This window comes from Microcoleus sp. A003_D6, from assembly GCF_036702825.1.
Classification (GTDB): domain Bacteria; phylum Cyanobacteriota; class Cyanobacteriia; order Cyanobacteriales; family Microcoleaceae; genus Microcoleus.
Genome location: NZ_JAUBWA010000031.1, coordinates 39,392 through 59,346, shown reverse-complemented (window position 1 = coordinate 59,346; position 19,955 = coordinate 39,392). Strand labels below are relative to the sequence as shown.

The window sequence follows — 19,955 nt, the reverse complement described above, 5'->3', positions numbered from 1 at the left end:
ACAAAATTTTTTTTCTTGTGGAATGGGCATCTTGCCCGTTCCAAAATTTGATTAAAAGGATTTTTGCAAGAGGTCTAATCCAATTAGTCCGTCTTGTATGGGCTTTATTATATTGTCTGTGTCAACTGGGTCAGTATCATAAAGGTACACTAAAGTTAAATGAACATTTCCTGAATAAGGAGTTCCTACCCAAGTTTTTGACGCTTCTGCACGCACAAATGCTTGCCAATTCTGTAGCTTGTTTCTCTACCTCGTTTGCAAAGATACAGGGCGTCTGGGAATCAGAAACTCAAACTGTATTTACAACTCCGAAAATTGAATGCGAAAAGAAGTAATTAACCGCTAAATTCAAACTAGACTATAACTTGCAAGTTTTAACAAATCAACTTTTGTTTTGTCGATCGCACTGCTTTCTCATAACCCTCACCCCCTCACCCCTCTCGCATTTCGCGAGATCCCCCGACAACATCCCCACCAACCATCAGCCGTGGGCTCAATCTAAAATCTAAAATCTAAAATCTAAAATCGAATGACCCTTTAAGATATAGAGAACAAGATCAATTTAAAAGCCAAATGACATCAACCCTACTCAAAACCTCCGCCCGATCGCCCCTCAACGCCCCAACAGTCCGCCATTTCCCCAACGGCCTCACAGTTATAGCCGAACACTTGCCAGTCGATGCGGTTAACCTCAGCGTGTGGATGAATCTCGGCTCAGCCGTCGAACCAGACGAAATTAACGGCATGGCCCACTTTTTAGAACACATGATTTTTAAGGGAACTCCCAGCATTCCCAGCGGAGAATTTGAGCGCGCGATCGAGCAGCGCGGCGCTGTCACCAATGCTGCCACCAGCCAAGATTACACTAACTACTACATCACCACAGCCCCTAAAGATTTTGCCGAACTAGCCCCCCTGCAAGTCGATGTGTTGCTCAACGCCAGCATTCCCGACGACGCCTTCGATCGCGAACGTCTGGTAGTCTTAGAGGAAATTAGACGATCCGAAGACAATCCCCGCCGCCGCACCTATCAGCGATCGATGCAATTAGCATTTGAAGTCCTGCCCTACAAGCGACCGGTACTCGGCCCGACTTCGGTAATCGAACAGTTGACAGCGCAACAAATGCGGGATTTCCACAGCAGCAGATATCAGCCAGGGGCCATGACAGCCGTAGCTGTAGGCAATTTGCCGGTCGATCGACTAATAGAAATTGTCGCAGACAGTTTCTCGGCAAAAAGCACATCACAAAACGGCAAAATAAATGTGCCTGCTGTCGGCAACTTTCACCCAGAATTCCAAAGCCCGAACTACGGCCAAGAATCGCCCTTTACAGAAACAGTCCGCCGCGAATTTGTAGACTCTGCCCTTCAGCAAGCCCGACTGATCGTGATGTGGCGAGTGCCAGGTTTCATGGAAATGTCCGAAACCTATGCCCTCGACGTTTTGGCGACAATATTGGGTCACGGCCGCACAACTCGCTTGGTTCAGGATTTGCGCGAAGAAAAAGGGCTAGTTTCGTCAATTTCGGTCAGCAACATGACTCAGCGACTTGGCGGCGTATTCTCGATTTCTGCTCAACTAGCAACAGAAAACTTGGCAGCAGTGGAAGCAGCCATCGTCCAACACATCCGCACTCTGCAAACCGAACTGGTGACAGATGCCGAAATTTCCCGCATCCGCACGCAAGTAGCAAATCGGTTTGTCTTTGGTAACGAAACTCCGAGCGATCGAGCAAGTTTGTACGGTTACTATCAGTCGATGTTAGGAGATATCGCTCCCGCCCTCAACTACGCCGCCTGCATCCAAGCTCAGACGGCGCAGGATCTCCGAGAAGCCGCCGTCAAATATCTGTCTCCCGACGCGATGGGTGTTGTGGTAATTCGCCCCGACGAAGCATAAATCGGACGATCGCCTCAGCAGGGAAATTCTACCCTCGCTTTGCTTTTGAGGCATCCAACGGCATTCGGCATTCAGCAAAAACAAGGTCAACCGGCACCAGGGATTTTTAGTCAATAGTGCGTGAAATTCGATCGGCCCGCGCCTTGAAGGTTTTGTATCAAATAATTAACACAAAGCCTTTAAGGTACGGACGCTCGGTAGAATTGCCGTAATTTTCTGAGAGAATAAGCTAGGAATTATTGACGATCGAGCAATTTGGTCTGGGGAACCCGGATTTATCCGCAGTCGTAATTCTCAAATCTCAAATCTCAAATCTCAAATCTCAAATCGATTGAATTGCCGTAATTTTCTGAGAGAATAAGCTCGGAATTATTGACGATAGAGCAATTTGGTCTGGGGAACCCGGATTTATCCGCAGTCGTAATTCTCAAATCTAAAATCTAAAATCTAAAATCGATTGACGCGGGCAGGCAAGCATGAAATTACAAAACTTTCTCAACTCTAAAACTAGGTACGATGCTAAAGCGATCGCTGCCGACAACGAACTCAGCCGCCAAATTCAAAGCCGTCTCATTGACCTGGGTTTACTGAAACCTCCAGTAGACGGCATTTTCGGCCCACTTTCTACCGCCGCCCTCCACCGATTTCAAACCTTGATGAAGTGCGGCGAACCGGGTTTTTTGGGAGCAATTACAGCCAAAAAGCTGATCGAAACCAAACCGGCGGACATTCCCACACCTCGCCCGATCCTGAAAACGACCAGAGACACTATTTTTAAGTCAAAACCCCTAGCGTCTTCTCAACTTCAGGACTCAGAAAAGCAAGTAATCCCAGCGGGAAAAGAGTTTGAACTGCTGGCTTTTGTGCCAATTCGCGGTCACATTAGGGTTGCTCTCCGCAACGAATCTTTCAAAGGTTCAGGGATTTGGTATGTTTACGGAGGACACGCTCAAGTTACTCTAGACGGCGTTTTGCTTTATCCTAAACCAAACCCGCCCACTGTCCGACTTGGCATTCCTTATCGATCGCAAATGGATAACTTTTATAATCCTACAGGTGCTTGTAATGTAACTTCCATAGCGATGTGTCTGGACTTTTTGAGAGTGCCGCGGCGCAATAGAAGCGGACAATATGAAGATGAACTCTACGAATATGCGATCGCCAAAGGTTATAGTCGCTGGGACCCCTATGATTTAGCAAAGATTGTTAGAGATTATGGAGCTCAAGATTACTATACCGAGAATGCAACGATTGATGACGTTCAAGATTGGCTAGCCAGCGGAAATCCCGCTGTGATACACGGCTACTTCACGTCTTTCGGTCACATTATAGTTGCCGCTGGCTACGACAGCGAAGGATTCTTCGTTCACGATCCCTATGGCGAGTGGTTCCCCACCGGTTACGACACAAGTGTCAGCGGTGCCTACTTGCACTATTCCTATCGCTTAATCCGCAGCGTGTGTATGGCTGACGGGAATTTTTGGGTTCATTTTATTTCTAAGTAATTGTTAAGAGTCATTAGTCATTAGTCATTAGTCATTAGTCATTAGTCATTAGTCAGTTGATAGTAGTCAGTTGATAGTTGATAGTTGACAACGGTAAACGGGAGTATCTCATTTTTATAAAAAGCATTTGTTTTATTATAGTGCGAGCGTCCCCGCTCGCGAGTACAATACGCGAGCGGGGACGCTCGCACTATAAATACAAAACTGAGATGCTCCAACTGTCAACTGCCAACTGCCAACTGCCAACTGCCAACTGTCAACTGCCAACTGCCAACTGCCAACTGCCAACTGTCAACTGCCAACTGCCAACTGCCAACTGTCAACTGATTTTCATGCTCAAATCCAGCCAAGTCGATCGCGTAATCGGAGCGCTAGTTGAAATATAATCAACTCCAGTTTCTGCTACACTTCTAATTGTTTCTAACGTCACATTCCCAGAAGCTTCGATTTTTACCCGATCGCTCTTTTCGCGAATTATTGCCACAGCCTGCCGCATCAAATCGAAGGACATATTATCTAACATGATAATATCGGCTTTGTGCTGCAAAGCTGTCTCTACTTCGGCGAGAGTTTCGGTTTCAACTTCGATTGTCAGCGGATAGGGGATAGAATTGCGAATTAGGGCGATCGCCTCTGCAATTCCTCCAGCCGCCACAATGTGATTGTCTTTAATCATCACCGCGTCATCTAATCCCATCCGGTGATTGCAAGCACCGCCGACTTGAGTCGCGTATTTTTCCAACAATCTCAATCCCGGCGTCGTCTTGCGGGTATCTACCAATTGCACCGGCAAGTCGGCAATTTTGTCAACATATTTCTGAGTTAAAGTAGCGATGCCGCTCAAACGCATTGCCAAATTTAATGCTACTCTTTCTCCGGTTAGCAGCGCATCGAAATTGCCGGAAATCTCGGCGATTACTTCTCCTTTTTCGCACAGTTTCCCTTCCGGTACTTGTGGGACGAAACTGAGGCCGCTGTCTAAAAGTTTAAATGTGCGATCGGCAATTGGCAATCCAGCAACGACTCCCGCTTCTTTGACAATCCATTTAGCTGTACCCTGGATGCTATTTGCGGGAAATAAAGCCGATGTTGTGCGATCGCCCCTACCGATATCTTCTAGTAGCCAGTTGTGCAATAGGGAGTCTAAAACAATCCAAGGCGGCAATATTGCATTCATATTTTCTTTGTTATTCCTGCTACTAGGAACGATAGTCGATCGGGCGATTTTAGGCAAGTTGCAGAATGATGGTGGTGTGAGTGCGATTTTGGGCGATCGCGATTTGGGTAGAAAGGGAGGGCGATCGGGCTAGATGATGGGGTATTCTGTTGCTGACATTGGGTTTTGGTGCTTTAATGGAGTAGATGGGGCGATCGCGAGAATAAACAATGATACAGCCAGTCATTTTAGAAAAACTAGCAGAACTCCCTGAGTCTCTTCAGACAGAAGTGCTTCATTATATTGAGTTTTTGATAGAAAAGCAGGCTAAAAACTTAAGTCAAGAAAAGCCGACGAAGCGAGGCGGGCTTGGAATTTGGAAAAATAAAATCTGGATCTCTGATGATTTTGATGAACCTCTCGAAGGAAAGTAATTACCGTCGATAATAGTGTAGTATTATGATGGCGAGCCAAAGCGAATAAATCGCCATCGCTTTGATTGAGTATAGTTGTGGCAGGTATCCTATTGACAACGTTGAGTCTTAGTGATTAGATAGAAGCAATCTCAACTCTCATAAAAAATCAGGCTCTTGAAGCCAGTTCCTATGTCTCAGGTATTTGACCGTTTACAAATCAGTGGCTACCGCGCTCTTCAATTAGTAAATCTGTCTCAACTAGGACAGGTAAACATTTTTGTGGGCGATAACAATGCCGGAAAAACTAGCATTCTGGAAGCTATTTCGATTTTATGCAATCCACTCGATCCCTTTCAGTGGCTTGAGGTTTCACAACGCAGATTATATGTCGGTAGATCGTTAATCACACTTCGACCGAACATTGAGGCATTGAAATGGATTTTTTCTCAAAAAATAGGTGCTTCTAATGACGAAATTTACCAAGCTGAAATTCTGATAGAAGCAAATGGGACTACACCCATACATGAATTGAAAGCAAAGCTTGGAGAAATTTATGGTAGTGGAGTAGAAAAAAACAATCAAAAAAGCTTTGATCGAGATATATCTTCTCCAGAAGAAGAGGTGTCTTCTCCTGAAATTGACTCAGTTAGAGCCGGTCTAGAATTAGAAATTGCAGTCAATCTAGCTTCAGCACAACTTAATTTATTCCCCCCTGAAGCAGAACGTGAAATATTTCAGTTTTGGGAAAACGAGCGATTTGTCCAGCGCCGACGCAATAAACCCATCGTTAAAAATGCAACTATATTTCCTTCCTATTCTTCATCGGAACTTATTCTAGAGCGGCTATCACGAATCATCTTGCAAGAAGAAGATGGTAAAAATGAAGTATTAGAATTGATTCGCTCCTTTGACAATAATATTCTTGACATTCAAATACTTTCCCTGCCAACCGCTATAGCCACTCTTTACATAAAACATAAAGAGCTTGGCTTGGCTCCTCTATATGTATTTGGCGATGGATTTAAGCGAGCTTTAGTTATTGCTCTCACTTTGTTGACTACAGCTAATGGTGTACTTCTAGTTGATGAAATTGAGACATCTATCCATGTTTCAGCTCTTGGCAGTGTATTTTCTTGGCTGATTGAAAGCTGTCGCCACCGAGAAATACAGCTTTTTGTGACAACTCACAGTCTCGAAGCTATCGATGCAATGCTACAGCCTGAAATTGCTACAGACAATGTTGTAGCTTTTCGACTAAACCATAATGGACAAGCACCCCAGAGGTTTTCTGGTAATTTGTTGCATAGGTTGCGTTCAGAGCGTGGACTGGATGTGAGGTGATTATGGTTAGGTACTGTTACATCGTTGGAGAAGGCCATCAAGATATTGAATTCTTGATTTGCTTTCTCAAATCTTACGGTTTAAAGCGAGTTAATCTTTTATCTAACCTCGACTCATTTTGGGAGCCACTTGTACCTAAAACATTTCCGATAAATGATGATTTGAGCAAGCGTGTGCCTGTTCCAGTATTTTTACAAAATGCTGAGCTATCAGTTGCTTTGCATAGTGCTAATGGAATCACAGAGTTATCAAATACGATCGAGGAAAGCCTTGCTATAGTGCCATCTTCAGAAATTTTTGGTATTGGTATTTTTCTAGACGCTGATGATGCCGAAACGCCTCAACAAAGATTCGATAAACTAATTCCTCAGTTATCTCCACTTGGCTTGTCCTTACCTTCAACACTGGGCGAAGTGATGAAAGGTTCCCCTAGATGTGGAATTTTTATCGCTCCTAATAACAGTGACTCAGGAACTTTAGAAGATATTTTGTTGGAATGTGCAAAGTTAAACTATCCAAATCTACTATCTATGTCTACTAAGTATGTTTCTGGCATTGATACTAATCAATTAACAAACAAGGACTTGAAGCAGTTAAATAAACCAGCCGGCAAAAATAAAGCAGTGATTTCAAGCATCAGTAGCATACTAAGACCGGGCTATACTCTGCAAGTTTCAATACGCGATAATCGATGGATAGATGAGAAAACAATGGAATTGGATAGCATCAAGCTTGTCAAAAATTTTATTGATGAAGTTATTTTACCCTAACCCCCAAAACACTAAAGCTCTTTTCCGTCGTTGCTGGAAAAGAGCTTTAGTTTATTATTAACCTGGCACTGAGCTATTTTACCGGCAGTGACCCGCCGAGTATCTTCGCCATAGCAACGTTTAACAACCGAGTTCGGGATGGATCGGAGTGGTTCCATTACATCATAAGCGCGATGTTGTTATGATTGTGTTAAAATAATTGACGACTCAAAGAAGCAATTATTATGACTATTCCTGATATTACGATCGCCCTTATTGCAGCCACTTCCTGAATCATTCTTGCCAGAAGTCAGCGACTTCATCGACTTTGTGACGCACAAGCACCAAAATAGAATAGCTGAACCCAAACTCCCAGGCGATATTGCTAAAGCTTGGGCAAAATAGTTCAAGGAGGTCGATCGCTTGGAAGTAACGACTAATCAGCCTGAGAGCGAATATCAGCAACTCCTCTCAACAAGTATCGGCAACAAGGTTTAGAGCTATGATCCTATGCGATGCAGGAGTTTTACAACAAGCAATGGTAGGGTTTAAAATGAAGAGGCTATCAACCTATCCCGTATGAGTGAAACCCTCTACATTGAAACCAGCATCTTGGGCTACCTAACAGCTCGATCGACCAAAAACCTAATCCTGGCTGCCAATATCGAGGTCACAAAAGATTGGTGGGAGTATCGCCGCAGTGCTTTCACACTGTATGTCTCACAGGCTGTCCTAAACGAGGTAGCACAAGGAGACGCAGAGATTGCGGTTCAACGTATGGAACTCCTTCGCGGTGTTCCATCACTAGAATTAAATCGAGCTGTCCGAGACTTAGCCGCACAATTTCTTGCACGCAGCAATCTTCCCCCTAAAGCACATATTGATGCAATTCACATTGCAGCAGCAACCGTTCACGGCTTGGATTACCTGTTAACCTGGAACTGTAAGCATATCGCAAACGCTCAAATCCAGGGAAAACTTGCAGACATCAGTTTTGATTTCGGGTACGAATTACCGATTCTTTGTACGCCTTATGAATTACTAGGAAATTAATTTATGCTGACAGATGAAATCGTAGAAGAAATTCACAAAATTCGTGAAGAGTATGCCAAGTCTTTCAATTATGACTTGGACGCAATATTTGCAGACTTGCAGAAGAAACAAGCTGAAAGTGGCAGAGAAGTTGTGAAATTGCCGCCCAAGCGCCTTCTAGCAGGGCGTTGGAGCAGACGGGGCAAAAATATTGTGTGAGCGTCGTGCAATTTAAAATGGGCGCAGCCTGGTAACGAGTAAGGATTCGCTTACTTTTGTGCTCAAACAGGCTGCGATCGCACTTAAAGAAAAAAACTCCTATCAACTTGGAAAAAATCCGCTAATTTCCTGGCTTCATCTATTTCGATCGCCCTTCCGCTAACAAAAACTTTATCAACCTCTGTTTCCGTTCCCAAAACAGGAATCAAATCGGATTTGTCCAAGTTTCTCGCATCCATTAAATGTTGCAACATTGAGGCTGAATTGCCTGCGGGAATTGGATAATTTTCAGATTAAAATTTTTCAATCAGCGTTATCAAAACCTCCAGAAATAGCTCGGACTCCAGCGATCGCACAGGGCGGTGTTCCAGCTCGCAAGCGACAGCGCTCGCGGCCTCGTTTTCTGCTTCATTTGCGATCGGTTTTGGCTGATACCGAACAAGTAAATCTGTATAAGATTTTGCATCAAAAGTACGGATCATTTTTCCACTCATCCTTAGATTTCCACAGGTAGCGATCGCTATTTATATTTAAGCTACAGTAAAAGCTATATTTTCTAGCACTACATTAGGTATATTTCCACTACCTAAAACCTGCGTAGCATCTAAAACTTCTATCCCTACCAATAACTCATTTTCCCCAATATTTAAAGCAATTTCGTCTGTCAACTGTAAAGTGCGACACTGATGTTTGCCTTCTACAAGTCTGATGTATAGAGCATCTACTTCCGAATCATAACTAATCTTCATAAACTTTTACCTCAAAAATAAAAAGTATATACTGTGATAACGACTAACTCAGTATCAGTCTCAGCAACAATCGGTACTACTTTTTTGAGAGAGTAGAACTTATCCTGCCAATCATTATTATACTGAAAAGTAGCTTGATATTTGTACCTACCATTTTTAGCAGGTTGTCGATTACCTGTTATAATGGTATCAATAATTTCTGATTCATTAGTACCTCTTTCAATCGCTTGTTCCTGGGCATGATTAGTTAATCTAATAGGTTTCACTATATCTTGTCCAATAAATTAAAAGTTTAAATTCCTGATTAACATGGATATTTACAGTTTTCATGCTCTTAAAAAACTAAGTGCATAAACTAATTTTAGTCCAAGGCGGATCGTGGTGCAAGGGCTAGTTCATGAGCGATGCTTTGCTTGGGTAGCGTGAAGCGTCGCTATCGAGTAGGGAATCGCTACTGTTACCATAGAGTTAGTGAATCAGGTTTCGTAATGAAGTACCCACTGCATACAGTTTCTCAACCAGTCTCAGGTAGCGAAGTTAAAAAACTTGCTCATGCCATCAAGAGTGGCGGTGATGTTGCAAATCAAGCTGCTTTGGCTTTAGCTACAAGAATCATCGCTCGTCGCGATCGCCAAAAAGATGATAACTCATAAATCCCCAAAAAACTAAAGCTCTTTTCCGTTGTTGCGGGAAAAGAGCTTTAATTTATTATTAACCTGGCACTGAGCTATTTTACCGGGCAGTGACCCGCCGAGTATCTTCGCCATAGCAACGTTTAACAACCGAGTTCGGGATGGATCGGAGTGGTTCCATTACATCATAAGCACCAGGAAAGCTTTGAAAACTTTTAATCCTGTGTCTGCGTTATGCTTAACATTAAGCTTGATGCACTGCATCTCTTTCGCTCGACTTAATTACATTAGCAAGCTTTCCCCAGTTTGTCAACCCCTTTGTCAAAAGTTTTTTTGCTGAGAAGTTGCACCTTTCTCGCTGAACAGGCAAGATGCCTGTTCCACAAAGAGTAAATTCTCTTGTGGGGTGGGCATCCTGCCCGCCCATCAGCCCAATCACAAATCCAAAAACGCCGCATCCACACCCTGTTCTCTGCGAATCTTCCCGTCCTTTACAAACCACGCCACGACCTGCTTAACTGTTAATTGTTCGATCGCACCTCCAGCTTCCACAGCAATTTGCCTCAACGGTCGCAAAGACGCAACCACCAAATTAGTAAAAAAGTTTTCAAAACTAGCATCAACTTGAATCGACTGTTGAATGCTCCGATCATTCTTAATCCAATCCATCACCTGCTGGTTAGACACATCAGCCACCGGCAAACCAGTCTCCTCAGCAATTTGCTTGAGCACCCTCAAACCATAAATTGCCAATCGAGTCGAAAACTTTTCCTTCGACGACAGAAGCGCCATATCAACTTCGGCGCACTCTTCCGGCTTTAAAAAATCTGCTAGCGGTTCCATATAAAAAAATTGGTAATGAGTAATTGATAATCGGTAATTAGTAATTGATAATTGTTACTACTGTCAACTGCCAACTGTCAACTGTCAACTGTCAACTGACTTCTTCTTAGCAATAGAATAACCGCAGCGATGTTCCCCATCAATAATCCAGTGAGTCCGCTCCACAATACAATCCGGCAAAACCGCCGCAAACATTTCCAACTCATTGCCGCACACGCTCGGAAAAGTTTCCGCAACATTAGAAATCGCGCAGTTGTGTTCCATCAACACAAATCGATCGCCCAAACCAGCGCGATCGTACATTCCCACTTCTACAGATTCTACAGGATAACACTCAGCCATATAACCTTCAGCCCTGCGGAGTTCCATTAACTTAGTCACCCGCTCTTGCAGCGAACCCGAACCCACAAACCTGCGATAGTCCGTAGCCTTGCGCTGCCACTGTTTTCGCAGGATACTAATCACTTGCTCGCGGCCGACGGTTTCCGCCAAAGTATCCAGGAAAGAGACTGCAAAATCGCCGTAACGATTTGGGAAGCGATCGCGCCCCAGACTGGTAAGCTCATAAATATGCTGCGGCCGCCCCATACCAGCCTGAACCGACTGATACTGAATCAGCCCCTCCGCCTCCAAATCCTTCAAGTGACGCCGAATCGCCTGCGGGCTGATATCCAAAGACTCCGCCAACTCAAGAGCCGTCCCCTGACCCCCCTTGAGCAAAAACTGCAAGATATCTTGTTTAGTGGAAGTCTGCTGAGTTTGCATCATCTTCACAAAAAAATATTAATTTGACTTTGACAAGATCGCTATTGTTAATGTAGCTTAAAATATAGTAAAGCAACAAACCTGTTGTTTAACTTAACCGAGCAGTCCAGCAGAACTCGCTCAAGCCCAGACAACCATTGCCCCGTCTGCCATCTTTGAGAGCATTATCTAGAACACTGAACACCCAAAATAATGACTTCTACTTCAGTCAAAACCTTAGTCAACCAGCCCTACAAATACGGTTTCGTCACCGACATCGAGTCAGACACCATCGCCCGCGGCTTGAGCGAAGATGTAGTCCGCCTGATTTCCTCCAAGAAAAACGAACCGGAATTCATGCTGCAATTCCGCCTCAAAGCATACCGCAAGTGGCTGACAATGACCGAGCCCACCTGGCCCCACGTCAACTATCCCGCGATCGACTACCAACAAATTATCTACTACTCCGCGCCAAAACAAAAGCCCAAAAAGCTCAACAGTTTGGATGAAGTTGACCCGACACTGCTAGAAACCTTCGAGAAACTGGGAATTCCCCTCTCCGAACAAAAACGGCTCGGAAATGTTGCCGTTGACGCCGTTTTTGACAGCGTTTCAATTGCGACAACCTTTAGAGAAAAGCTAGCCAAAGATGGCGTTATTTTCTGTTCCATCTCAGAAGCCGTCAAAGATTATCCCGAACTCATAGAAAAATATCTTGGCAGCGTCGTACCAGTCGGCGACAACTTTTTCGCAGCCCTCAACTCCGCCGTATTCAGCGACGGTTCCTTCGTTTACATTCCCAAAGGCGTCAAATGCCCGATGGAACTGTCAACCTATTTCCGCATCAACAACGGAGATTCCGGCCAGTTCGAGCGCACCCTAATTGTTGCAGAAGAAAACAGTTCTGTGTCTTACCTAGAAGGCTGCACCGCGCCGATGTTTGACACCAACCAACTGCACGCCGCCGTCGTGGAATTGGTAACAATGGACAATGCCGATATCAAATACTCCACAGTGCAAAACTGGTACGCGGGCGATGCGAATGGCAAAGGCGGGATTTACAACTTTGTAACTAAGCGCGGTTTGTGTCAGGGAGTCAATTCTAAGATTTCTTGGACACAAGTAGAAACCGGTTCCGCGATTACTTGGAAATATCCCAGTTGCGTGTTAGTCGGCGACAACTCGGTGGGTGAATTCTATTCAGTAGCGCTGACAAATAACAAGCAGCAAGCTGACACCGGCACCAAAATGATCCACGTTGGCAAAAATACTCGCAGCACGATTATTTCTAAGGGAATTTCTGCGGGAAATTCATCCAACAGCTATCGCGGCTTGGTGAAAATGGGGCCGAACGCTAAAGGCTCTCGCAATTACTCTCAGTGCGATTCCATGCTGATTGGGGATAACGCTCAAGCGAATACTTTCCCTTACATTCAAGTGCAGAACCACACTGCTAAAGTGGAACACGAAGCTTCTACTTCTAAGATTGGGGAAGAGCAATTGTTCTTCTTCGCACAGCGGGGAATTTCCGCAGAAAATGCTATTTCGATGATGATTAGCGGTTTCTGTAAAGATGTTTTCAATCAGTTACCGATGGAATTTGCGGCGGAAGCTGATAAGCTGTTGAGTCTGAAACTCGAAGGAAGCGTCGGATAGAAGGAAGAAGGAAGTTCGGCAACGGATTATGTAACGGATGTAACGGATGGAAGAGGGATGTTCGGCAACGAATTATGTAACGGATGTAACGGATTGAAGAAGGAAGAGGAAAGAAAATTTCTCGAAGTTTATTTCTTTTTCTTGACTCCCAAATTCTCACTTCCCATTGATAATTTCGTTTCTATTTAAGGAATCTAAGTCCTTATCCCTTTTCCCAAATTCAATACAATCCTAAAATCATCTGCGTTTATCCGTGTTTATCTGCCTAACATCTGCGGTTCCTTCATCAATTCAGGAGTTAGGCAAAAGTTAAATCGCAACCAGACCAAAAAATCAGAGGAGTTAGGAAAAAAAGAGATGATTGTTGAAAATAGTCAAGTGGTGCTATCCGTCCGCGATTTAACTGCGAATGTGGAAGATACCCAAATCCTGAAGGGTTTGAATCTGGAAATTAAATCGGGTGAAATTCACGCGATTATGGGCCCAAACGGTTCGGGAAAAAGCACTTTATCCAAGATATTAGCTGGCCATCCTGCTTATACGGTAACGGGCGGAGAAGTTACTTTTCTGGGTCAAAATTTGCTGGAATTAGCGCCGGAAGAACGCTCTCTGGCTGGCGTGTTCCTAGCTTTCCAATATCCTTTAGAAATTCCCGGCGTTAGCAATCTGGATTTCTTGCGCGTGGCTTACAATTCTCACCGCAAACATCGCGGCTTGGAAGAATTGGATGCTTTTGATTTCCAAGATTTAATCGAGGACAAGCTGGATATTGTCAAGATGAATGATTCTTTTTTAGGCCGCAGCGTGAATGAGGGTTTTTCCGGCGGCGAGAAAAAGCGGAATGAAATTTTGCAAATGGCGCTGTTGGAACCGAAGTTAGCTATTTTGGATGAGACTGATTCTGGTTTGGATATCGATGCTCTCAAGATTGTCGCCGGCGGTGTGAATCAGTTGTCAAATGCTGAAAATTCGATGTTGGTGATTACTCACTATCAGCGGTTGCTGAATTACATTATTCCTGATTTTATTCATGTCATGGAAGCGGGCAGAATTATCTTGACTGGCCCGAAAGAGTTGGCGCTGGAATTGGAAGAGCGCGGTTATGATTGGGTTGTGGAAGAGGAAGCAGCAGGAGTGGGCGCGCGATGATGAATACGCAAGTTGCTACTAGGGAAATGTTTTTGGCTGATTTGGTGAATCAGTGCGGTAAGTTAGAAGTTGCTAATAGCAAAACTTCGGCTTACGGTTTGCAGGATTTGCGGGATGCTGCGACTGAATACGTGCTTGCTTCGAGTTTTCCGACGGTGCGGGATGAGGAATGGCGCTTTACTGATTTGTCGCCGGTGTTGCAAATTCCTTTTCATATACCCCAGAGCAATCAGTCAACGGTTAAGCTGGCTGATATTATTATGCCTGTGAAAAATCGGGATGATTTACCATTAAGATTGGTATTTGTCAACGGTTTTTATGCGCCGGATTTGTCAACGGTGGAGTCGGCGGTTTTTCCGAATTTGCCACTCGACTTTTACGCAGGTAATCTATCTAATGTACCCGAAAAATATCGATCGCGCATCACCGATGTTTTGAGCAAGCACAAACAGCAAACAGAGGTGTTTACCGCGCTGAATATGGCGGGTTTAGCGGATTCTGCGGTGGTGTTCGTGCCGGCCAATATGTCGATCGACCTTCCGATTCACTTGCTGTTCCTGACAGCGCCAGGTGCATCTCCCACGATGTGTCAGCCGCACTGCTTGGTCATAGCTGAGCCTGGAAGCAATGTCACGCTGGTTGAGGATTACGCAACTATCGGTAATGTCGCTGCATTTACGAATGCTGTAACGGATGTTGTTGTCGGCGAAAACGCCACTGTGAATCACGTTCGGCTTCAGCGGGAAGGTGGAGAGGTTGTTCATATCGGCAAAAGTGCGATCGAGCAATCCCGCAATAGCCGTTATACTTGTCATGCTATCAGCTTGGGAGGCAAAATATCGCGGCACAATTTAGAAGTATTTCAGCGCGGCGAAGCCACTGAAACAACTCTAAATGGTTTAACCGTAGCCTTTGGCGAACAGTTATCTGACACTCACAGTTTAATCGATTTTAATCACCCCCACGGTACAAGCCGCCAATTGCACAAGTGCATTATCGGCAACAAAGCTCGCGCTGTATTTAACGGCAAAGTTTTCGTTCGCAAAGCCGCACAATTGACAGATGCCGGACAATTGAGCCGGAATTTGTTGCTGTCGCCGAGAGCTCGCGTAGACACTAAACCGCAGTTAGAAATTGTCGCCGACAACGTTAAATGTTCCCACGGTGCAACTGTCAGTCAATTAGAAGACGATGAACTTTTCTACTTGCAAAGTCGCGGTTTGGATTTAGAAAGAAGCCGCTATTTGCTAATCGATGCTTTTGCAGCAGAAATACTCAATCAGTTGCCAATTATTGGCGTGGCGAAAATGCTTTCTACCTGCGTGGCTATTCAAGAATAAAAGAATTAGCAACAGGCTAGAAGCCTGTTCCACAACAATCCAGAATTAGCAACAGGCTAGAAGCCTGTTCCACAAAGATCAATATTCATGCTTGTGGGGTGGGCTTCTAGCCCGCCAAAAATCAACAACAGGCTAGAAGCCTGTTCCACAAAGATCAATATTCATGCTTGTGGGGTGGGCTTCTAGCCCGCCAAAAATCAACAACAGGCTAGAAGCCTGTTCGCACAAAGATCAATATTAATTCTTGTGGGGTGGGCTTCTAGCCCGCCCAAAATTAGCAACAGGCTAGAAGCCTGTTCCACAAACATTAAATGTTCTTGTGGGGTGGGCTTCTAGCCCGCCCAAAATCAGCAACTAGCCCGCCAAAAATCATTATTAACTTCAAAAAATATGACACTTATTCAAGAAAAAACACTTGCCTCAAAAGCTCGCGGCGACTTCCCTATTTTGAATGAAAAAGTCAACGGCAAACCGCTAATTTATCTAGACAATGCAGCTACTTCTCAAAAACCCCTAGCTGTGCTCAACGCTTGGCGCGATTACTACGAACAATATAATGCAAACGTGCACCGCGGCGCTCACACTCTCAGCGCCAAAGCGACTGATGCTTACGAAGGTGCTAGAGACAAAGTAGCAGCGTTTATCAATGCGGCTTCGCGGCAAGAAATTGTTTACACTCGCAACGCCACCGAAGCGATTAATTTGGTTGCTTATTCTTGGGGTTTGAGCAATCTGCAAGCCGGAGATGAAATTATTCTGTCGGTGATGGAACACCACAGCAATCTCGTTCCCTGGCAAATGATGGCTCAAAGAACCGGTGCGGTGCTGAAGTTTGTTGAGTTAACGGAAACGAACGAGTTTGATGTGGAACAGTTTAAAACGCTGATTTCCCATAAAACTAAATTGGTGTCAACCGTTCACGTTTCTAATACTTTAGGCTGCATTAGTCCTGTCAAAGAAATCTGCGAAATTGCCCACAGTTTCGGCGCAAAAGTTTTAATAGATGCTTGCCAAAGCGTGCCGCACATGATAGTAGACGTGCAAGCAATAGATTGCGATTGGCTGGTTGCTTCCGGTCACAAAATGTGCGCTCCGACTGGCATCGGTTTTCTGTACGGTAAACTGGACTTGCTGAGAGAAATGCCTCCGTTTTTCGGCGGTGGCGAGATGATTGCTGAGGTGTTTCTAGATTATTCCACCTATGCCGATTTGCCGCACAAATTTGAGGCTGGCACCCCTGCAATCGGCGAGGCGATCGCCCTCGGTGCCGCAATCGACTATCTTAGTAACATTGGCATGGATAAGATTCACGCTGCCGAAGCAGAATTGACCGCTTATATGTTCCAACAATTGCGGCAAATTCCCGAAATCAAAATTTACGGGCCGCAGCCAGACAGCAATGGCGAAGGTAGGGCTGCTTTGGCGGCATTTACTGCGGGAGAAATTCACCCTCAAGACTTGTCTACGATGTTAGATCAGGAGGGAGTCGCGATTCGTTCCGGGCATCACTGCACGCAAGCTTTGCACCGCTATTTGAACGTTTCATCTACGGCGCGGGCGAGTTTGTATTTTTACAATACTCGCGAGGAGATTGATGTGTTTGTGAAAGCGTTGAAAGAGACGATCGACTTTTTTGCTGGGATTATGGGGTAAGTTAATTAGTGATTGAAATGGCTTTTTTTGAACCGCAGATGTCGGCCGATGAACACGGATGAACGCGGATAAAACAATAAAGAAGCAAGAGGAAAAAGTAAAGCTTTGTGAAGAGAGATCGCCCTTTCATCCATCCGCGTTCATCCGCGTCTATCCGCCTGCATCTGCGGTTGCTAAAAAAGCACCCCCTTTTTGATAGTATCTGGGCCTGTGGTAAAATAAAACTAGAGTTTTCTCAGCTCAAGGAGATTTTGAGATGATTGCTACTACTTCAAGTTTAGCCGAACAGAGAACACTGTTAGAAAATATTAGCTGGTCAACCTTTGAAACGCTGCTCAAAGAAATAGGCGATAAGCGAGGTTATCGCATAGCTTACGATGAAGGGAGACTGGAAATTATGAGTCCTTTATACGAACATGAAAATCCCAAGATTAAGTTTGATCGCTTCATTTTCATTTTGGCAGAAGAACTCGGCATTGAAATCAAAAGTGCTGGCTCAATGACTCTTAAGCGAAAACGGGTTCAAAAGGGCATAGAACCTGACAATTGCTATTATATCCAAAGTGAACCAGCAGTCAGAGACAGGGAAGAACTGGATTTAGAAACAGCCCCACCGCCCGACTTAGCAATTGAAATAGATATTACCAGCAGTTCAGTTGATAAGTTTGCCATTTATTCAGCACTTGGAGTCCCGGAACTGTGGCTGTATAACGGGCGAGTTTTGAAATTTTATCAGTTAGTAGAGACTGAATACATTGAGCGCGACTTTAGTATAGCTTTTCCCTTTGTATCGGTAGCGGAAATGGCTGGGTTTTTCACTCGCACTACGATGGGGGAAATGGCTTTGCTGAAATCCTTTAGAACTTGGGTTAAGGGTAAAATATAATATTATGTATATAAGACGGCGGTTTCAACCGCCCACTCTTCTATTAAAGCTCCCTAATTTCAGGATGAACAAACTGATAGCCAGCCGCCTTAATCTTGAGATTCGACACCCTCGCATTATAAGGCCGCACGCTAGGACTTCCATCCCAGGAAACTTTAGGTAGATTGTGAGTTTCAAAAATGCGATCGAGCAATTCACCACTGGATAGCGACACATCCCCGACTAAATTGTAAATTCCCTGCAAGCGATTTTCCAAAGCAAAGGTTAACCCCCCAACAATATCATCTCGATGCACCCAATTAGTAGCATCTTCCCCCCTACCGGGACGAGTGCTCCCGGCCCAGCCTCCAAAGATTTTAACTAATTCTCGCCCCGGCCCATAAATTCCTCCCAAACGGAGAATGCAGACGTGAAGATTTGGACTAGATGCTGCTAATAAAACCCGTTCAGTTTCTGCCATAATTTCACTGTTTGGATTAGCTGGTGCGACGGGCGATTCTTCATTTACCAATTCACCTTGGCGATCGCCATACACAGAATAAGTACCCGTATAAATAACCTGCTTTACTGTCGGTATCTGCTGTAAAACCGATACTAAAGTTGTCGCAGTCTCTAAATAACTCTCCCGATAAGCCTGAGAATTTGGAGCACCTACGCACAGCATAACAGCATCTTGTTCTTGCAATACAGCCGTCATTGCCTCTCTGTCATTTCCCTCGAGCACGGCTACCCGCTGGGCGACACCCTCCAGTTCAACTACTCGGCTCGCCGTCGTAGTTGTCGCCGTCACAGTACAATCAGATGTGTCGCGTAAATGTTGGGCTGTCGCAGTACCCACATAGCCGCAGCCGACGATCGCAACTTTCATAAAAAATTCTCCATTGTGTCATGTTCTCTCAAATTATTGCCTGTTTCTGAAATCATGGCGCGCTGAGTTTTGTGGTAAAATGCAAAGGGTCGTTATCAATCCCAGTAGCATCGTGTCCGAGAGAGATATTTTTGCCACATCCTCAGAAAGCGAACTTTTAGCTTTTTATGGTTCTTTGTTTGCGATCGCAGCCGCCGATGGTTCAGTTGATATTGACGAACTAGATTTGTTGTTTAAAACCATCAATTTAGACAAATTTTCTGACTCTGCAAAGACTCAAATCCAATCATACACAGCCAGTCCCCCATCCCTGGGCGACTGTTTGCAAACACTCAGCGAGTCAGAAGAACCGCTGCGTTTGGGAGTCATGTATTTTTTAATTAACATTGCTGGGGCTAATAAGACGCTGCATCCCGCAGAAAGCGAGGCGATCCAATCCGCAAAAAAACTGCTGGCGGTTTCCGACTTGCAAATCCAAGCCATGCAGGAATTTATCGCAGACATGAAACAAATACGGGAGGCCGCGCCAAATAAAAATCTGGCATCAGCATCCTTCAATTCTGCTGTTTCCCAGCTTAAAACTAATGGCATCCCTCTCGATTTGCTCGACCCAAAAGGAACCACAACAAACCTCAGCAACCCCAAAATTAACTATTCAGATGAAAGTTTTTGGACTAAACTTAAAAACTTTGCTTTAACCGCAGGAAGAGAAGTAGTTGAAAAAGCTTTGATTCTATACTATACGGCTCAGAACCCAAACGTGCCTGCTTGGGCAAAAGGAGTTGTAGTTGGAGCTTTGACTTATTTTATATCTCCTGTCGATGCCATTCCCGATATATTAGCCAGCATCGGATTTACAGACGATTTGGGAGTATTGCTGGCGGCAATAGCTACTGTTTCAGTATACATTAATGCTGATACTAAAGAACAAGCCAAACAAAAAATGAAAGATTGGTTCGGTTAATAATATTATGTCCGCGCGATTAACCCTAATATCCCGGTCTGGCGGGTTTTTAAGATTATCAATTATTGGCAGGTATTGTTGGTGAACCCGCTCCTACAAAAATCGCGATCGCTCGACCGAACACGATCTGAATCGGAATAATATAATCTGA

At 44.6% G+C, this 19,955-nt stretch carries 24 protein-coding genes and 2 rRNA genes; 16 read left to right on the top strand and 10 right to left on the bottom strand.

Annotated features, from left to right (window positions below; all coding sequences use genetic code 11):
* From QUB70_RS11410 to QUB70_RS11400, 3 genes are all read left to right on the top strand, one after another.
* A partial coding sequence (locus QUB70_RS11410) for a hypothetical protein (protein WP_332980371.1) occupies positions 1–335 on the top strand: 335 nt, incomplete at its 5' end.
* 238 nt (positions 336–573) lie between these two features.
* The gene (locus tag QUB70_RS11405) at positions 574–1,902 is read left to right on the top strand and encodes a M16 family metallopeptidase (RefSeq protein WP_332980370.1); all 1,329 of its coding nucleotides are present in this window, start codon (positions 574–576) and stop codon (positions 1,900–1,902) included.
* 476 nt (positions 1,903–2,378) lie between these two features.
* Entirely contained in the window at positions 2,379–3,407 is a 1,029-nt protein-coding gene (locus QUB70_RS11400) for a C39 family peptidase (protein WP_332980369.1), read from the top strand.
* A gap of 319 nt (positions 3,408–3,726) precedes the next feature.
* Here QUB70_RS11400 and nadC read toward each other — a convergent pair whose 3' ends face one another.
* The gene (gene nadC, locus QUB70_RS11395; protein WP_332980367.1) at positions 3,727–4,584 is read right to left on the bottom strand and encodes a carboxylating nicotinate-nucleotide diphosphorylase; all 858 of its coding nucleotides are present in this window, start codon (positions 4,582–4,584) and stop codon (positions 3,727–3,729) included.
* 7 nt (positions 4,585–4,591) lie between these two features.
* Here nadC and QUB70_RS11390 point away from each other — a divergent pair, with 7 nt between their 5' ends.
* The 4 genes from QUB70_RS11390 (at position 4,592) to QUB70_RS11375 (ending at position 7,090) form a co-directional block, all read left to right on the top strand.
* On the top strand, positions 4,592–4,717 hold the full coding sequence (locus QUB70_RS11390) for a hypothetical protein (RefSeq protein WP_332980365.1): 126 nt from the start codon (positions 4,592–4,594) through the stop codon (positions 4,715–4,717).
* A gap of 76 nt (positions 4,718–4,793) precedes the next feature.
* Positions 4,794–4,997, top strand: a complete 204-nt coding sequence (gene vapB / locus QUB70_RS11385) for a type II toxin-antitoxin system VapB family antitoxin (RefSeq protein ID WP_332980363.1) — start codon at positions 4,794–4,796, stop codon at positions 4,995–4,997.
* Between the two features lie 171 nt (positions 4,998–5,168).
* Positions 5,169–6,320 carry an AAA family ATPase gene (locus tag QUB70_RS11380; RefSeq protein ID WP_332980362.1) on the top strand — a complete coding sequence of 384 codons (1,152 nt, stop codon included), beginning with the start codon at positions 5,169–5,171 and terminating at the stop codon, positions 6,318–6,320.
* Between the two features lie 2 nt (positions 6,321–6,322).
* The gene (locus QUB70_RS11375) at positions 6,323–7,090 is read left to right on the top strand and encodes a DUF3226 domain-containing protein (RefSeq protein ID WP_332980360.1); all 768 of its coding nucleotides are present in this window, start codon (positions 6,323–6,325) and stop codon (positions 7,088–7,090) included.
* Between the two features lie 60 nt (positions 7,091–7,150).
* Here QUB70_RS11375 and rrf (QUB70_RS11370) read toward each other — a convergent pair.
* Positions 7,151–7,266, bottom strand: a 5S ribosomal RNA gene (gene rrf / locus QUB70_RS11370).
* A 382-nt stretch (positions 7,267–7,648) separates the two neighbouring features.
* Here rrf (QUB70_RS11370) and QUB70_RS11365 point away from each other — a divergent pair.
* Both QUB70_RS11365 and QUB70_RS11360 read left to right on the top strand, forming a co-directional pair.
* Positions 7,649–8,122, top strand: coding sequence for a type II toxin-antitoxin system VapC family toxin (locus QUB70_RS11365; protein ID WP_332980359.1), 474 nt, complete (start codon positions 7,649–7,651; stop codon positions 8,120–8,122).
* Between the two features lie 3 nt (positions 8,123–8,125).
* Positions 8,126–8,320 carry a hypothetical protein gene (locus QUB70_RS11360; protein ID WP_332980357.1) on the top strand — a complete coding sequence of 65 codons (195 nt, stop codon included), beginning with the start codon at positions 8,126–8,128 and terminating at the stop codon, positions 8,318–8,320.
* 83 nt (positions 8,321–8,403) lie between these two features.
* Here the strand turns inward: QUB70_RS11360 and QUB70_RS11355 are convergent, their stop codons facing one another.
* The 4 genes from QUB70_RS11355 to QUB70_RS11340 are packed head-to-tail and all read right to left on the bottom strand — an operon-like array spanning position 8,404 to position 9,335.
* Positions 8,404–8,574: a hypothetical protein gene (locus QUB70_RS11355; protein ID WP_332980355.1), complete on the bottom strand. Its 171-nt coding sequence runs from the start codon at positions 8,572–8,574 to the stop codon at positions 8,404–8,406.
* A 39-nt stretch (positions 8,575–8,613) separates the two neighbouring features.
* Complete coding sequence (locus QUB70_RS11350; protein ID WP_332980354.1) at positions 8,614–8,814, bottom strand: hypothetical protein; 201 nt, start codon at positions 8,812–8,814, stop codon at positions 8,614–8,616.
* Positions 8,815–8,850: 36 nt separating this feature from the next.
* Positions 8,851–9,069, bottom strand: a complete 219-nt coding sequence (locus tag QUB70_RS11345; RefSeq protein WP_332980353.1) for a DUF2283 domain-containing protein — start codon at positions 9,067–9,069, stop codon at positions 8,851–8,853.
* A gap of 11 nt (positions 9,070–9,080) precedes the next feature.
* The gene (locus QUB70_RS11340) at positions 9,081–9,335 is read right to left on the bottom strand and encodes a DUF4258 domain-containing protein (protein WP_332980351.1); all 255 of its coding nucleotides are present in this window, start codon (positions 9,333–9,335) and stop codon (positions 9,081–9,083) included.
* 222 nt (positions 9,336–9,557) lie between these two features.
* On the opposite strand from QUB70_RS11340, the gene QUB70_RS11335 reads away from it, so the two are divergent.
* On the top strand, positions 9,558–9,722 hold the full coding sequence (locus tag QUB70_RS11335; protein WP_332980350.1) for a hypothetical protein: 165 nt from the start codon (positions 9,558–9,560) through the stop codon (positions 9,720–9,722).
* Positions 9,723–9,783: 61 nt separating this feature from the next.
* On the opposite strand, the gene rrf (QUB70_RS11330) is transcribed toward QUB70_RS11335, so the two are convergent.
* From rrf (QUB70_RS11330) to sufR, 3 genes are all read right to left on the bottom strand, one after another.
* Positions 9,784–9,900 (bottom strand): 5S ribosomal RNA (gene rrf, locus QUB70_RS11330).
* A gap of 236 nt (positions 9,901–10,136) precedes the next feature.
* Positions 10,137–10,544, bottom strand: coding sequence for a hypothetical protein (locus QUB70_RS11325; protein ID WP_332980349.1), 408 nt, complete (start codon positions 10,542–10,544; stop codon positions 10,137–10,139).
* Positions 10,545–10,628: 84 nt separating this feature from the next.
* Positions 10,629–11,312 carry an iron-sulfur cluster biosynthesis transcriptional regulator SufR gene (sufR, locus tag QUB70_RS11320; RefSeq protein WP_332980347.1) on the bottom strand — a complete coding sequence of 228 codons (684 nt, stop codon included), beginning with the start codon at positions 11,310–11,312 and terminating at the stop codon, positions 10,629–10,631.
* 189 nt (positions 11,313–11,501) lie between these two features.
* Here sufR and sufB point away from each other — a divergent pair, with 189 nt between their 5' ends.
* The 5 genes from sufB (at position 11,502) to QUB70_RS11295 (ending at position 17,972) form a co-directional block, all read left to right on the top strand.
* Positions 11,502–12,944: a Fe-S cluster assembly protein SufB gene (gene sufB / locus QUB70_RS11315; RefSeq protein WP_332980346.1), complete on the top strand. Its 1,443-nt coding sequence runs from the start codon at positions 11,502–11,504 to the stop codon at positions 12,942–12,944.
* A 357-nt stretch (positions 12,945–13,301) separates the two neighbouring features.
* Positions 13,302–14,093, top strand: coding sequence for a Fe-S cluster assembly ATPase SufC (gene sufC, locus QUB70_RS11310; RefSeq protein WP_332980345.1), 792 nt, complete (start codon positions 13,302–13,304; stop codon positions 14,091–14,093).
* A complete protein-coding gene (gene sufD / locus QUB70_RS11305) occupies positions 14,090–15,433 on the top strand; it encodes a Fe-S cluster assembly protein SufD (RefSeq protein WP_332980343.1) in 1,344 nt (447 codons plus the stop codon). The genes sufC and sufD overlap by 4 nt, the downstream gene beginning before the upstream one ends.
* A 390-nt stretch (positions 15,434–15,823) precedes the next feature.
* Positions 15,824–17,086 carry a SufS family cysteine desulfurase gene (locus QUB70_RS11300; RefSeq protein ID WP_332980341.1) on the top strand — a complete coding sequence of 421 codons (1,263 nt, stop codon included), beginning with the start codon at positions 15,824–15,826 and terminating at the stop codon, positions 17,084–17,086.
* A gap of 256 nt (positions 17,087–17,342) precedes the next feature.
* Positions 17,343–17,972: a Uma2 family endonuclease gene (locus tag QUB70_RS11295; RefSeq protein ID WP_332980340.1), complete on the top strand. Its 630-nt coding sequence runs from the start codon at positions 17,343–17,345 to the stop codon at positions 17,970–17,972.
* Between the two features lie 43 nt (positions 17,973–18,015).
* Here the strand turns inward: QUB70_RS11295 and QUB70_RS11290 are convergent, their stop codons facing one another.
* Entirely contained in the window at positions 18,016–18,840 is an 825-nt protein-coding gene (locus tag QUB70_RS11290; protein WP_332980338.1) for an NAD-dependent epimerase/dehydratase family protein, read from the bottom strand.
* 79 nt (positions 18,841–18,919) lie between these two features.
* On the opposite strand from QUB70_RS11290, the gene QUB70_RS11285 reads away from it, so the two are divergent.
* Positions 18,920–19,804 carry a DUF1232 domain-containing protein gene (locus QUB70_RS11285; protein WP_332980336.1) on the top strand — a complete coding sequence of 295 codons (885 nt, stop codon included), beginning with the start codon at positions 18,920–18,922 and terminating at the stop codon, positions 19,802–19,804.
* Positions 19,805–19,955: the final 151 nt, after the last annotated feature.